This window comes from Microcoleus sp. B4-D4 (genome assembly GCF_036705185.1).
Lineage (GTDB): Bacteria > Cyanobacteriota > Cyanobacteriia > Cyanobacteriales > Microcoleaceae > Microcoleus.
The window spans coordinates 33,871-49,026 of sequence record NZ_JAUBTX010000047.1 but is presented as its reverse complement, the minus strand read 5'-3'; the positions used below and the strand labels follow the sequence as shown (position 1 = coordinate 49,026).

Annotated in this window: 12 protein-coding genes and 1 tRNA gene; 11 read left to right on the top strand and 2 right to left on the bottom strand. The window is 44.7% G+C overall.

Features of this window, described 5'->3' with window-relative positions:
- Positions 1 to 141 precede the first annotated feature (141 nt).
- The 11 genes from QUB13_RS25075 to urtE all read left to right on the top strand — a co-directional run bounded on the left by QUB13_RS25075 (position 142) and on the right by urtE (position 13,313).
- Entirely contained in the window at positions 142 to 870 is a 729-nt protein-coding gene (locus QUB13_RS25075; protein ID WP_333386309.1) for a TVP38/TMEM64 family protein, read from the top strand.
- 362 nt (positions 871 to 1,232) lie between these two features.
- Entirely contained in the window at positions 1,233 to 3,701 is a 2,469-nt protein-coding gene (locus QUB13_RS25070; RefSeq protein WP_333386306.1) for an ATP-binding protein, read from the top strand.
- Positions 3,702 to 3,802: 101 nt separating this feature from the next.
- Positions 3,803 to 4,702, top strand: coding sequence for a class I SAM-dependent methyltransferase (locus QUB13_RS25065; protein ID WP_333386303.1), 900 nt, complete (start codon positions 3,803 to 3,805; stop codon positions 4,700 to 4,702).
- A gap of 478 nt (positions 4,703 to 5,180) precedes the next feature.
- A complete protein-coding gene (locus QUB13_RS25060; protein WP_333386300.1) occupies positions 5,181 to 5,909 on the top strand; it encodes an HAD family hydrolase in 729 nt (242 codons plus the stop codon).
- A gap of 120 nt (positions 5,910 to 6,029) precedes the next feature.
- Positions 6,030 to 6,102 (top strand) — tRNA-Ala (locus tag QUB13_RS25055).
- Between the two features lie 592 nt (positions 6,103 to 6,694).
- Positions 6,695 to 8,017, top strand: coding sequence for an urea ABC transporter substrate-binding protein (gene urtA, locus QUB13_RS25050; RefSeq protein WP_333386295.1), 1,323 nt, complete (start codon positions 6,695 to 6,697; stop codon positions 8,015 to 8,017).
- A gap of 408 nt (positions 8,018 to 8,425) precedes the next feature.
- Positions 8,426 to 9,586, top strand: coding sequence for an ABC transporter permease subunit (locus tag QUB13_RS25045; RefSeq protein WP_442922203.1), 1,161 nt, complete (start codon positions 8,426 to 8,428; stop codon positions 9,584 to 9,586).
- Positions 9,587 to 9,612: 26 nt separating this feature from the next.
- Positions 9,613 to 10,746: an urea ABC transporter permease subunit UrtC gene (urtC, locus tag QUB13_RS25040; protein WP_333386291.1), complete on the top strand. Its 1,134-nt coding sequence runs from the start codon at positions 9,613 to 9,615 to the stop codon at positions 10,744 to 10,746.
- Between the two features lie 91 nt (positions 10,747 to 10,837).
- Complete coding sequence (locus tag QUB13_RS25035; RefSeq protein ID WP_333386287.1) at positions 10,838 to 11,566, top strand: TIGR00266 family protein; 729 nt, start codon at positions 10,838 to 10,840, stop codon at positions 11,564 to 11,566.
- Between the two features lie 146 nt (positions 11,567 to 11,712).
- Positions 11,713 to 12,459: an urea ABC transporter ATP-binding protein UrtD gene (gene urtD, locus QUB13_RS25030; protein ID WP_333386284.1), complete on the top strand. Its 747-nt coding sequence runs from the start codon at positions 11,713 to 11,715 to the stop codon at positions 12,457 to 12,459.
- Between the two features lie 155 nt (positions 12,460 to 12,614).
- On the top strand, positions 12,615 to 13,313 hold the full coding sequence (gene urtE, locus QUB13_RS25025; RefSeq protein ID WP_333386282.1) for an urea ABC transporter ATP-binding subunit UrtE: 699 nt from the start codon (positions 12,615 to 12,617) through the stop codon (positions 13,311 to 13,313).
- A gap of 331 nt (positions 13,314 to 13,644) precedes the next feature.
- Here urtE and QUB13_RS25020 read toward each other — a convergent pair whose 3' ends face one another.
- On the bottom strand, positions 13,645 to 14,352 hold the full coding sequence (locus QUB13_RS25020; RefSeq protein WP_333386280.1) for a pentapeptide repeat-containing protein: 708 nt from the start codon (positions 14,350 to 14,352) through the stop codon (positions 13,645 to 13,647).
- A 195-nt stretch (positions 14,353 to 14,547) separates the two neighbouring features.
- Positions 14,548 to 15,024 carry a chemotaxis protein CheW gene (locus QUB13_RS25015; protein WP_333386277.1) on the bottom strand — a complete coding sequence of 159 codons (477 nt, stop codon included), beginning with the start codon at positions 15,022 to 15,024 and terminating at the stop codon, positions 14,548 to 14,550.
- Between the last annotated feature and the right edge of the window lie 132 nt (positions 15,025 to 15,156).

Here is a 15,156-nt window from a genome sequence, read left to right as displayed (position 1 = left end):
CAATTCCCAATTCCCAATTCCCAATTCCCAATTCCCAATTCCCAATTCCCAATTCCCAATTCCCAATTCCTAATTCCTAATTCCTAATTCCCCATGCCCCATGCCCCATGCCCATATTGTTGAGAATGGAGATTTTAAGCAATGAATGATTTGCGATCGCCCGATGAAAAAAATCCGCCACCATCCCAAAGGTGGAAACTGTTTTTAGGGATTGCTTTAGCTGTAGCTTTGATTGTGGCGGCACAGTTTTTTAACTTTCAAGCAATTTTAAAAAACGCGCTTTCGGCGATCGCGAGTCTGGGCCCTTGGGGCCCTGCAGCTTTTATTCTAATTTACATTGTCGCTACGGTTTTATTTATTCCCGGTTCTTTGCTTACTCTCGGTTCTGGGGTTTTGTTCGGCGTCGTTGGCGGCACGGTTTGCGTTTCCATCGGCTCGGTTTTGGGCGCAACTTTCGCTTTTTTAATAGGAAGGTATTTAACTCGCGATTGGGTTTCCAAACAGATAGAAGGAAATCCTAAATTTCAGGCGATCGACTCCGCAGTTGCTTCTGAAGGATGGAAAATTGTGCTGCTGACGCGACTTTCGCCAATTTTCCCATTTAATTTGCTCAACTATGCTTTTGGAGTCACGCAGGTATCTCTCAGAGACTATTTTTTTGCATCTTGGCTCGGCATGATTCCCGGAACTGTGATGTATGTTTATATTGGTTATCTGGCTGGGAGTTTGGCGGCACTCGGAGCCGAAGGGCGATCGCGCACTGCTGCTGAGTGGGCTCTTTACGGCATTGGTTTGCTAGCAACGATCGCCCTCACCGTTTATGCAGCCCGCTTGGCAAAAAAAGCTTTAGACGAAAAAATTTCTCCTTAAACTCACTGCACAAATTGGTGAAATTGTCAATACGGTTTTGCTCATAAATTATAATACATAGCTAATTTAAAAAACTCCGTATTTTCTCTGTGTTATTTACAAAAAATTTGTTATACAAACGAGATAGATATTAAATATATCGTAAAGCACTAACCTCAAGAAAGTAAACTCAAAGTCAAAATACAAAATTGATGTCAAAATAGAATGCGATATTGCGATCGAAATAAAAATTGTTCGCAGCCAGAAATCCACATCCCCATCGGCCAAACCTAGGAGGACTCAGGTTCTCACTGCTTGCCTTGTATTAATTCTGCCGAATGACCGTGCAGTTCGATCGATTTGACTCTCGACGAGAACATTTGATGATGCAAAAACCAGCAAATCAAGCCCGACCCGTTTCTGCGCTGCCGCCCCACCAAAAGCCAAAACTGCGCCACTTTTGGCAAAACATCAGCATTAGCGCTCAATCGCGCTGGCAGCAACTGGAAAGTCTTTGGCAGCACAGACGGCAGCGCCGCCATTTGCTGACCCTGCTAATTCTCGGCAGCACGGCTTTAACCATTAGCACAACTACTTGCGTAAGCTATTTTTTTGTGCGCGGACTAATCCTCGACAATTTAAAGGAAATAGCACTATTAAAACTAGAAAAAGGCACCGATCAAATCGATCGCTGGCTCAGCAGCCGCAAAGCCGAAATTGAAACCATCGCTTATTCTCCAATGGTTCGTACTCTCAATTGGGAATTAGTCGAACCACGGTTGCAATCAGAAATATACAGGTTAAAAGAGTATTTCATCCTGGCGTTAATTCAACCCGACGGCTCACTAACTAACACTCTAGGCAACCGCACGAACCTCAAAGACCGCCAACACTTTAAAAAAGCAATGGCCGGGCAGCTTAACGTTTCTGACCCGCTGATCGGTCGCAGTACACAAGTTTCGACGATAGTCGTTTCAGCTCCTGTTTGGGCATTACCACAGGCTTCCAATCAAGTAATTGGAGTCCTATCGGGCAGCATTAAATTAGACAGAGTAGCAAATGTTGTTAACAGCCTGCATTACGGTTCCGAGAGTTATGCTTTTGCGCTCAATTCAGAAGGAGTGCCAATTGTTCATCCCAACAATAACTTAATTGGCAATAGCGATCGGCCTGCTCCAAGCTTTTTACAGTCAAAAGATTCCGCACTCTCCACAATTGCGCGGCACATGATCGATCGCCAGACGAACATCGAACTGGTAAAAATAGATAACCAATGGGTGTATGCCGTCTACGCTCCCCTCCAGGAAGTCAACTGGTCGATGGCCTTAATAATTCCCCGCGAAAATATTGAATCCCAACTGCAAGCATTAAATTTTCTAACATCCGTCGTCGTCGGACTGCTCGTCCCGGCAATGCTAGCAGCAATTTGGCTAATTTACTACTCGGAAAACACTCGCGCCAGAGCCGAGCGAGAAGCCATGCTCAACCGGATTGCTGGACGCATTCGCGCTTCTTTAGAATTAGACAAAATCGTGCAAAGTACCGTCGAAGAAATCGTAAATTTGCTGCATCTAGAACGAGCGGCTTTTGGTTGGTACGAACCGCAAAACAAAACTTTAGAAATTTTGTGGGAATCTTCCAAATTTGATTGTCCGAGACAAGCGATAAACTTTGAGCCTTACTTGGTGCGAAATTTGTCAGTAGAGAGCGACCAATCCGATCCAATTATTTTTAGTGCCGACACTTGGACTCGGGGTGCAAGTCAACCGCTCGAACTGAAAGCTAATAGCTATTTAGCGATACCTGTGCCGACTCAAAACCAGCGACAGGGTTATTTAGTTTGCAGCCACGCTGCTCAGTGGTTTTGGAGCGGGGAGGAAATTCAACTGTTAAAAGCTGTAGCAGATCAATTGGCGATCGCAATTACTCAATCTCACCTTTACACTCAAACCCAAGACCAAGTAAAACTGCTCAATAGTGCCTTAAACGAACTGAAAAAGACTCAAACCCATTTAGTGCAGAGCGAAAAAATGTCATCCCTCGGTCAAATGGTGGCGGGGATAGCGCACGAAATCAACAACCCGGTTAACTTCATTTCGGCTAATTTGCCTCACACCACAAAATATACTAAAGATTTATTAGAATTGGTGAGTTTGTACAAACAAACATTCCCAGAAGTACCGCCGGAAATTGCAGATTTTACCGAAGAAATCGAACTAGATTTTATCGAGGAAGATTTGCCGCATATATTAAATTCTATGAAAATAGGAACCGAACGCATTCGCAGCATAGTTCTTTCTTTACGCAACTTTTCTCGCCTCGATGAGTCAGACAAAAAGCAGGCGGACATTCACGAAGGCATGGAAAATACCTTGCTGCTGCTTTCCAACAAAATCAAAAATGGCATTTATATAGTCAAGAGATACGGAAAAGTGCCTTTAGTAGACTGCTATCCGTCTCAGCTAAATCAGGTGTTTATGAACTTGCTGAGCAATGCGATCGATGCCTTGAACGAGATCGATCGCCTGGATAAAATCATTACTATTTCCACAGGAGTAGTTCGCGAACATAGCATAAAATTTCTGAAAGTGGCGATCGCCGACAACGGCCCCGGCATTCCCGACAGCGTTAAAGACCAAATTTTTAACCCATTTTTTACCACCAAACCGGTGGGACAAGGCACTGGTTTGGGGTTAGCAATCAGCTACAAAATTGTTGTAGATGGACACGGCGGCAGCATCAAAATATCTAAACCTGCAGGCGGCGGGACGGAGTTTTTAATCAAAATTCCGATTAATGAAAAGCGACAGGAAGCAAGCAATAAAAGGGAAGTTGGGCAACGAGCAATGTAGGGGAGGTAATGGATAGAGGTTCGAGGAGACAAATAACTTTAATTAATGCTAATTTTACTGCTGTTGGCTAAAATTAAAAGAGTTTTTGTGAAAGGAGTTTTATGGCTGTTGGTAAGGATACAATTTTCGAGCGCTTTTTATCGCCGCTGATCCGACTGGCGATCGACGAAGAAGCAATCAAACGACTCTACGAAGGTACTGACTGGGAAAAAGCGGGCGATCGCCACCGACAACCCAACCTAGTTTATCCCGAATATTACAGCAGCCAAAACTTTCACGGCATCAAAGGCGGCTACCTCAACCCCAGTGCCGCCGTTTCCTACGATCCAATCACGCAATACGTTTTGCCTCCCCACGAAACAGTCGTCAGACAAGGTTTAATTGACGCTGTGCGGGTAAAACCGCGCCGAATTATCGATTTGGGATGCGGCACCGGTTCAACAACCCTGATGCTCAAACAAGCCTTTCCCGAAGCGGAAGTTGTCGGCCTGGACTTGTCTCCTTATATGCTGGTAGTCGCCGAAATGAAGGCGCAAAAAGCCGGCTTAAATATCGAGTGGTTGCACGGAAATGCTGAAAGCGTGGGTTTTGCTGACAGCAGCTTCGATTTAGTCGCAGCTTCCTTGCTGTTTCACGAAACGCCGCCTGCTGTCTCGCGCGCAATTTTGCGAGAAAGCTTCCGACTGCTGAAGGTTGGGGGACAAGTGGCAATTTTGGACGGAAATCAAAAAACTTTGCGACAGACAGAGTGGCTGACTGATATCTTTGAAGAGCCTTATATTAAGTCTTACGCGGCTGGTAGTATTGATGCTTGGGCGGGGGCGGCGGGATTTGCTGCGGTGCAAACTCAGGAACACTGGTGGGTGCATCAGGTGACGCAGGGCGTGAAACCTCTTCTGGGAGAAGATTTCGAGCCGGTGCGTCAGGCGCAGGTGTCGAATTTGGGCGATCGCACTCCTGATTTTGATGGCGATTTACCGGGCATTCCAGCACCCGCTTGATTTATTGACTGTTGACTGTTGACTGTTGACTGTTGACTGTTGACTGTTAACAGTTGACAGTTAACTGTTGCGGTATATAAATTATATGTCACAAAACAATTCCCCGTCTTGTGGGGTGTCCCGCCCTGAACATACAATTTAAATGTCCGACAGCTTAATGACTACCCTTCGACTTCGCTCTTCGGGCAAGATGACTAATGACTGATAACTAATGACTGATAACTAATAACCAATAATATCAAATCCGGTAGCATCGGAATGATTCAGATATATATTCTCTCCCTCTGTGTACTCTGTGCTCTCTGTGGTTAAATCAGTCCGATACAAGCGGAAACGATATAAATAATAACTAATAACCAATAACTAACAACCAACAACCAACAACCAACAACCAATAACAAATAACAAATAACAAATAACAAATAACAAATAACAAATAACTAATAACTAATAATTAATAACTAATAACCAATAACTAATGACTCTAAAAGCAGTTTTATTTGATTTTAATGGCGTTATTATTAATGACGAGTCGATTCACGAGAACTTAATCGATCGCCTGATGCTAGATGAAAATCTGCAACTCAAACGCGGGGAGTTTCGAGAAATTTGTTTGGGAAAGAGCGATCGCGCTTGCATTACCGAACTGCTGCAGCGCCGAGGACGATATCTCACAGAAACATACCTCAATCGCTTGCTGCTAGGCAAGGCCAAAGCTTATCAAGAAAAAATAAATAGTTTGGAAACATTGCCGATTTATACCGGTTTGGCAGAATTTATTGACAAAATTCGCGTTTCTGGACTAAAAATGGCCGTAGTTAGCGGGGCCATGCGATCGGATATAGAATTAGTGCTAGAGCGAGCCGGTTTGGCTGCAAATTTTGAGTTAATTGTCGCAGGTGACGACTTGACGGCGAGCAAACCAGAACCCGACTGCTATCTGTTGGCTGTGGAACTTCTCAACCAGAAATATCCCGGTTTGAACCTGCAACCGATCGAGTGTTTGGCCCTAGAAGATACTTTTGCGGGGATAGAATCGGCGAAAAAAGCGGGGATGCAGGTAGCGGGCGTGACTCACACTTACCCGTTTCACATGATCCAGCGCCAAGCTAATTGGACGGTGGACTATTTTGCTGATTTAGAGTTGGACAGAGTGGCCCAACTTTGCTCGATCGCCCCCACCGAGCCGGCAGCGGAAAACTCTTGACGTTTTTAGCACTTACGTGCTAATGTTGGTCACGGTTTGTAAAATTGAAAGCAAATGCAATTTGCAAGCCTTTGAGATTCGGCAATCGAGCATTTAAAATGCTAAATTGAAAGTCAATCAGGGGAATTAGCTCAGTTGGTAGAGCGCTGCGATCGCACCGCAGAGGCCAGCGGTTCGAGTCCGCTATTCTCCATAAATTAGTTGACAGTGGACAGTTGACTCCGAAAGCAGTTGCAGAGTAGGGGAATCAAACCATTTATGCTTGACGGGTATCGGCTGTATTCATTAGGTTATTTATGTCCGCGCCCCATGTGGCTGTTGCTATATTTGTATAAAGGGCGATCGTCATCTGCTTTGATATTTTCCTGTGAACGCGCGATCAATTAACCGCAGCAAGATGAATTCGCTTCGTAGTGCGGACTTCAGTCCGCTCATTATTGCATTGTGGTGTCCACACTACGAACCGTTTTTGTGATGGTAATCGATCGGACACGATCCAAGTGTGCCACAAACTCAGTTACGGTCTAACTCCTAGTATCAATAAGATAATTCTCTAAAGAAACCCGGTTGTTAATTTCAGACCGATCGCTCAAAGTGCATATCTTAGTGTCTAAACTCCGTTTCTGCCACATTTGCCATCAATCCTCACCAAACCTTCATTTTGTAAATTAATAATAACTTTTGTATATAAAGATACAAAAGTATTCTCAACCTAGTCTTAATATCAAGTCGCTATATGTTATTCTCAATCATCTGACTGAGCTATTTAAGAGTAACAAGGAAAAATGACAAAGCGATTCGATCGGCGGAAATTTCTTTTATACGGTTCTGCTACCCTCACAACAAGTTTATTCCTCAAAGCTTGTAGAACTCCGACTCCAACAGCCACCCCAGCCGCTTCTCCAACAGCAACAGGAACTGCACCAGCAGCAGCAGGCGGTGGAAACACGATCAAAGTAGGAATTTTACATTCCTTGAGCGGCACAATGTCCATCAGCGAAAAAAGCGTGGTTGATGCCGAACAATTAGCGATCGAAGAAATCAACAAAGCTGGCGGAGTCCTCGGAAAACAAATCGAAGCAGTAATAGAAGATGGCAACTCAGACTGGCCGACTTTTGCCGAAAAAGCCAAAAAATTGATCGACCAAGATAAAGTTGTCACAGTCTTCGGCTGCTGGACATCCGCCAGCCGCAAAGCAGTATTGCCAGTCTTTGAAGAAAAAAATCATATGCTCTGGTATCCCGTACAATACGAGGGTCAAGAGTGCTCAAAAAACATCTTTTACACCGGGGCTGCGCCCAACCAACAAATCGAACCAGCAGTTGACTGGCTGCTAGAAAATAAAGGCAAAAAATTCTTCTTAGTCGGCTCTGACTACGTTTTTCCCCGCACCGCAAACACCATTATTAAAGCACAGCTAGCAGCCAAAGGCGGCGAATTAGTTGGGGAAGATTACATTCCTTTAGGGGGTACAGAAGTCACGCCAATTATTACTAAAATTAAGGCAGCTTTGCCCGACGGCGGTGTCATCTTCAATTCCCTCAACGGCGACAGCAACGTCGCATTTTTCAAACAGTTGCAGGGTGCAGGCTTGGGCCCGGACAAATATCCGTCCATGTCTGTCAGTATTGCAGAAGAAGAAGTAAAGGCGATCGGCGTAGAATATCTCAAAGACCATTACGCCGCCTGGAATTACTTCATGACTGTGGACACTCCCGCAAATACAAAGTTTGTCGCAGCATTCAAAGCAAAATACGGCAATGACAGAGTGACAAACGACCCGATGGAAGCAGCTTACATCATGGTTTACCTGTGGAAGCAAGCCGTCGAAAAAGCAGGAACAGCCGACGATTTGGACAAAGTGCGGGCAGCAGCTTTGGGTCAAACTTTTGACGCGCCGGAGGGCAAAGTGACCCTAGAAAACAACCATCACCTTGCTAAATTTGTGCGGTTGGGTAAGGTGAGAGAAGACGGTTTGTTTGAAATTGCTTATGCTACGCCAGAAGCCGTGCCACCGATTCCTTGGAATCAGTTTGTCCCCGAAACAAAAGGCTTTTCTTGTGATTGGTCAGATCCGGCCAAAGGCGGCAAATTCAAGACCAGCTAAGTAAAGCAGAATTCAAGCGTGAAGGGCAGCATCTCCGGCTTTGCTTGTTACCAGGCTCTGCCTGGTAACACATATTGGGAGGAAGAACCTCCTTTTACTTCCCCACTTATAGGAGAAAGAACTGTAAGCTGTTGTGCAAATAAACATTGTATATTTTGATGACAATCAAAAATTGTCAAATCCTCTCCCCCTCTCCCCCTCTCCCCTTCTCCCCCTCTCCCCCTCAATCGCCATACACAATATATATGAGCAACAGCTTAGGAGGTATTTAAGTTATTAAATTTTTGTTCCTAAGCAAAGTAGAAGTCAATCGTGAAATCCGAAGTTTGTAGGCTGCTTGGGGGTGCACCTTACCTTTATACAAAAAATCGCGACATCAAATATTATCGAAAAATAGGAGGATAAAAAGTGCTGAGCGGCTTATTGGACGGTTTATTCAACGGCATTAGCATCGGCGCTGTTTTACTAATTGCAGCCCTGGGATTAGCGATTATTTTCGGGTTGATGGGCGTGATTAATATGGCTCACGGCGAATTGATGATGCTGGGGGCTTATACAACTTTCGTAGTGCAGAATGTCTTCAAAGGTATCGGAGGATTTGCCTTTGAAATCTATATTTTATTTGCCATTCCCCTAGCTTTTTTAGTAGCGGCGCTGGTAGGATTAATTCTCGAACGCGGAGTGATTCGCTATCTCTACGGGCGGCCCCTAGAAACATTGCTGGCGACGTGGGGCGTAAGTTTAATTTTACAGCAGTTTGTCCGCAGTGTTAGTTGGGTTTTGGTAGCGGGAATTGCTGTATTTTGTTTGCTATTTTTTGGCGGGTTGCAGGTGCTGAAGCGACGCCCGGATTTCGATCGCATTCGCAAGGGAATTATCGCCATAATTTTACCTTTGTCTTTGGGTATTTCCTGGGCTGTCAGCGCAGTTTTAAGCGAAACTTACAAACTCGCAGTAACTAAACCTTGGTTTGGTGCTCAAAACGTTGATGTGACTGCGCCTGCATGGCTGCGCGGCGGCATCCCGCTGGGCAATTTTCAACTCCCCTACGCCAGACTTTTTATTATTGCGCTGACAGGAGTTTGTTTGGCGGGAATTTACCTATTTTTGCAAAAATCTGTGTGGGGATTGCGGATTCGCGCTGTGACGCAAAATCGCAGCATGAGCGCTTGTTTGGGAATACCTACCGAGAAAGTAGATGCGCTGACTTTTGCTTTGGGTTCTGGGTTGGCTGGTGTTGCTGGCTGCGCGATTAGTCTGATCGGTTCGGTAGGCTCAAATACCGGACAAAATTATATTGTCGATACCTTTATGGTTGTGGTTGTGGGCGGTGTCGGCAAGATTGTGGGGAGTGTGGTTGCTGCAATGGCGATCGGCACTGCAAATTACCTGATCGGCTCTGGAACATTAGCATTAATGTTTGCTCCTGTCAAGCCCTTAGCTGATTTCTTCACATTTTTCGCCACCACCAGCATGGCAAAAGTCATGGTATTTGCCTTAATTATGGCTTTTTTGCAAGTGAAGCCGGGAGGAATTTTTCCGCAAAAAGGACGCACTGTTGAGAATTAACAACTACAGCTTCGATCGCCAAAAAAATGAAAAATACACAAAAAAAGGCACGGCTAAAAGAAGCAGCAATTGTAGGGGCGATCGCCCTAACATTCATATTGCTCGTCCCAGGAATAGTTCCTGACGCTCGTCTCAACCAATTGGGCCGATTTTTAGCACTAGCAATTGCAGCCCTCGGCATAGACTTAATCTGGGGATATACAGGTTTGCTCAGTCTGGGACATGGCGTGTTTTTTGCCCTAGGTGGCTACGCCTTCGCCATGCACCTAAAACTGCAAATTCCCCCAAATTCCAGCATCAAAGTGCCAGAATTTATGAGTGGTTTTCGCGTCGAATTACCGTGGTTTTGGCAGCCATTTCACTCATTTCCCTTCTCAGTCTTCGCAGTAGTAGCAATTCCCGCCATTTTGGGCGCAGTTTTAGGTTACTTAGTATTCCGCAATCGCATTCGAGGCGTTTACTTTTCAATTCTCACCCAAGCAGCCACAATTGTATTTTTCAACTTCTTCAACAGCCAGCAACTGATTAACGGCACCAACGGACTCACCCAATTAACCCTATTTGGAGCCTCAGTAAATAGCCGAGATACTGAATATATTTTCTACCTTCTTACGGTGTTATTTCTCGCAGCAACTTATGCCCTTTGTCGCTGGCTGACCTGCGGGCGTTTCGGGCGCTTGCTCGTAGCAATTCGCGATGACGAAGTGCGGCTGCGTTTCTCCGGCTACAATCCCACAGGATATAAAGTTTTAGTATTTGCAATTTCCGCCGGTTTGGCTGGCGTTTCGGGCGCTTTATATACCGTACAAACGGGAATTATTTCGCCGACAGCAATGAATATTGCATTTTCCATCGAAATGGTAATTTGGGTAGCAGTCGGAGGTCGCGCCACATTATCGGGAGCAATATTAGGAGCGTTTCTAGTCAACTTTGCCAAAACTTTATTGAGCGAAAAATTTCCAGAAGTGTGGCTGTTTTTCCAAGGCGCGCTATTCTTAATAGTAGTCACAGTGCTGCCCGACGGCATAGTCGGATGGCTGCAAAATAAAGATTTTGAACACATCCGCCGCCTGTTCAAAAAACCAAAGTACGCATCAACTTACCCCAGCCTGGAACAAGACCCCGAAGTACAGCGAGAAAAAGAAGAACTTGAACATTGAATGCTCAAAAATGATATCTGGTATGCTAGCGGATTTCCAACTAAAGATTTTGTAGTAAAATAACTCAATTATTTAACATGAGGGGAAACATATGGCAGATGTTATTGACTACAAAATCTACGGCGACGATTTGCAACTGATTGAAATTGAACTCGACCCCAGAGAAGGCGTCAGAGCTGAAGTGGGAGCCATGACATACATGGAAGGCGACATCCAGATGCAAACAGCCACAGGTGGTGGCATATTTCAAGGTTTCAAACGGATGCTGACAGGGGAAAGTTTTTTTATTAGCACCTTTGTCAACAGCGGAAATCGCAAGGCCCGCGTCGCTTTTGCCGCCCCCTATCCTGGGAAAATAATTCCCCTCGATTTAGGCCAACTTGGCGGCAAATTTCTGTGTCAAAAAGACTCATTTCTCTGTGCGGCAAATGGGATTGACATTGATGTAGCTTTCACCAAGCGACTCGGTGCCGGTTTCTTTGGCGGAGAAGGCTTTATTCTGCAAAAATTGCAGGGTGACGGCCTCGCTTTTGTTCATGCGGGAGGAACAATAGTTGAGAAAAATTTGGGAGTTGGCGAAGTGTTGCGGGCAGACACTGGCTGTTTGGTAGCTTTTGCGCCGACTGTAGATTACGACATTCAGTTTGTGGGCGGCTTTAGAAATGCTTTATTTGGCGGCGAAGGCTTGTTTTTAGTCAAGCTAACCGGGCCTGGCAAAGTGTATTTGCAAAGTCTGCCGCTCTCGAAATTGGCTGAGCGGATTATGGCGGTAAATCCAGCTCCTTTAACGAACAGTTCTAGCAGTTCTAGCTTCGCGTAAAAGGTTTGTAGTGAGGACTTTAGTCCGCATTCAGGCTAAATCTGTAAGAAGTAACTCAAGTTCTTACTCCAAATATTCAGTAATAAAAGACTAAAGCTCTTACTACAAATATTCAATAAACATTCAATAAATTTTCTGACAAATACATGAACCAAAAAGTATTAGAAATCGAAAATTTGACTGTTAGCTTTGATGGTTTCAAAGCCATTAACAATCTGAATTTTAGTATGGATGCGGGCGAACTGCGAGTTATCATTGGCCCCAACGGTGCGGGGAAAACAACTTTTCTCGACTCGATTACCGGGAAGGTGCAGCCGACGGAAGGGCGGGTAATATTTAAAGGTCGCAATTTACGGAAATTGTCGGAATATCAGATTGCTCGACTCGGTATTGGCCGCAAGTTTCAGACGCCGCGAGTTTATTTAAATTTAACGCCGCGGGAAAATTTAGAGCTATCTTGCAACGGCAATAAAAATGTATTTCCTACTCTGTTTAAGGGTTCTCCTGTGGCGGAAAAGCGCACGGTTGCAGGTTTGTTAGAAACAATTGGTTTAGTTGCTAAAGCTGATGTTCATGCTGGTTTGCTTTCTCACGGGGAAAAGCAGTGGTTGGAAATTGGGATGTTGGTGGCTCAATCTCCCGATTTGTTGTTGGTTGATGAACCTGTGGCTGGTTTGACTGATGAGGAAACTGCGCTGACTGGAGATTTGCTGATTTCGCTGGCCGAAAGTCATTCGGTGTTAGTGATAGAACACGATATGGAGTTTGTGCGGCAAATTGCTCAAAAGGTGACGGTTTTGCATCAGGGTGCTGTTTTGTGTGAAGGAACGATGGATGAGGTGCAAAATGACGAGCGCGTTATTGAAGTATATTTGGGAAAACCAGAAGAGTAGTCAGTTGGCAGTTGGCAGTTGGCAGTTGGCAGTTGTTTGTGGATTATTGGTATTAGCTAATAACAACATTTAACAGTCAACAGTCAACATTTAACAGTCAACAGTCAACAGTCAACAGTCAACAGTCAACAGTCAACAGTCAACAGTCAACAGTTATGCTAAAAGTTTCTGATTTGAATGTTTATTACGGCGAAAGTCACATTTTGCGCGGTGTCGATTTAAGCGTTAATGCGGGGCAAATGGTTTGTTTGATCGGTCGCAACGGCGTTGGCAAAACTACGATGCTAAAAACGCTGATGGGGTTGCTGCAACCCCGCAGCGGTAAGATTAATTTTGGCGGTGAGTCGATTGTTTCTAAGTTGACTCACCAGCGGGCAAAGTTGGGCATTGGTTACGTGCCTCAAGGGCGGGAAATTATTCCTAGGTTGAGTGTTAAAGAAAATTTGTTGTTGGGTTTGGAAGCGAAACCAGTTGCGGTTAAAAATCCTGAAATTCCTGATGAAATTTTTGATTTGTTTCCGGTTTTGAAGACTATGCTCGATCGCATGGGGGGTGATTTGAGCGGGGGACAGCAGCAGCAGTTGGCGATTGCTAGGGCTTTGATGGGTGAGCCGAAATTGCTAATTTTGGATGAACCGACGGAGGGGATTCAACCGTCTATTATTTTGGATATTGAGGCTGCGGTGCGTCGGGTGATTGCGACTAGGGGTATTTCGGTTTTGTTGGTGGAGCAGCATTTGCATTTTGTGCGGCAAGCTGACTGGTATTATGCTATGCAAAAAGGGGGAATTGTGGCTTCGGGAAGCACTAGCGAATTGAGTGATGAGGTGATTCAGAGGTTTTTGGCTGTTTGATGTCGAAGGAAGAAGGAAGAGGGAAGAAGGAAGTTCGGCAACGGATTCTGTAACGGATGTAACGGATGTAACGGATGTAACGGATTTCAGTTCGATGGAAGTCGGAAGAAGGAAGAAGGAAAGAAGGAAAGAAGGAAGAAAGAAGGAAGGAAGATTTTTTGTAGGTTGGGTTCGGCTGGAAAAGAGGAGGCAGAGCCTCCAGATATTCGTTACCAGGCAGAGCCTGGTAACGATTTAAAAAACCCGGTTTTTGCCTGTAGGAATTTCATTACTTCTTCCCTCTTCTTTCTTCCCTCTTCTTTCTTCCCTCTTCCTTCTTCCTTCTACTGTGTTATTGCTTTTTGCTGCCGTCTGGCATTGTTGTACCTCCCATGCTGGCTCTGTCCAAACTGGCTCCGTCGATGTTAGCATTGCGGAGGTTGGCATTTGACAGGTTGGCATCTCTCAGGTCGGCAAATCGCAAATCTGCGCCGTCTAAATTGGTTCCTGTCAAGTTGGCTTTTCTGAGGTTGGTGTTGCTAATTCTTGCTCCTATTAATTCGACTCCGCTTAAGTCGGCGCGAGCTAGATTGGTGTTGACAAAATCTGAAATCTCGAAGCGACTTCCGCTGAGGTTGGCGTCTGATAAATCTGCTCCTGTGACGATCGCATTTTTTAAGCGCAGGTTAACTAATTTTACGGCTCGGAGGTCGCAGCGGACGCAGCTTTGGGTTAGCAACAGGGTTTCGACGTTGGCGTTGATTTGGTCAATTTGTTGCTGGGAGAATTTTTCGGCAAATTCTGGGGAGACGTAGCCGAGGTTTTTGGGATCGTCTGCTTTTGGTTGGGGTGTTGGTGTTTGGGGTGTTGGTGGTTGACTTGTTGGGGGTTGACTTGTTGGGGGTTGGGGTATTTGTGGTTGGATGATTTGTGGTTGAGGTGTTTCTGGTTGGGGTGTTGGTGTTTGGGCGATCGCCCTTTGTTGCAGCCCCGCTTGCGGATATTCTAGAGTAGCGGCAAACATTAACAGGGCGATCGACAATCTTGTGATTTTTTTCATAAAACATTGCAAATAAACCATTAATATTGTATAATATTATGCGTCTTTATTGCAGTATTATATGATAATAATTGCGTTGTATGTGTTTGACATAAAAATATAAAATTGGTTGGTAGTGAGGATTTTAGTCCTTAGATTTTAAAGAAAACTCAAGTCCTAATTGCCAACATCTAACATTAATTAGCAGCGGGCGCGCTACATTGAGTTAAATCGATCCAAGTTCAGATAAAAAACTTCGGAACCGTCTGGTGCGCGAATTAATTTTTCTATTACCGGAGGCAGTTGTTGTTGGCGGTACAATTCGGGAATTTCGCAGAAACTTTCTTCGGTAACTTCCAAAATTTTTGGCATATCAGGAATGGGAATTCCCAAGCGATCGCTTTTATTTAAACTGCAAACAATCAGGTAGTTGAAGTCAGTAAGAGTGCGACTGCTGGGAAATATTTTGGATAAGTTAATCAGGGTAATCAATTCTTCTTGATGTCGCACTAAACTTTGACCGCTATCTAAAAAACCGTAGGGATTAAAGTCTTTGACAACGCGCTGGACTTTTTCAATGGGAACTGCATAATTAACGTTTCCGAGTTCAAAGGAAAGAAGTTTTCGAGGGGGGGTTCTGACAGCACCTTGTTTTTGGCTGCGAAAACGGCGATTGTAATTGGCGTGAGTCATGCGATTTTAGATTTTAGATTTTAGATTTTAGATTGTAATGGGAATTGGGAATTGGGAATTGGGAATTGGGAATTGGGAATTGGGAATTTTTACGAATAACTCACAACTCACAACTAATAACTAATAACTCAC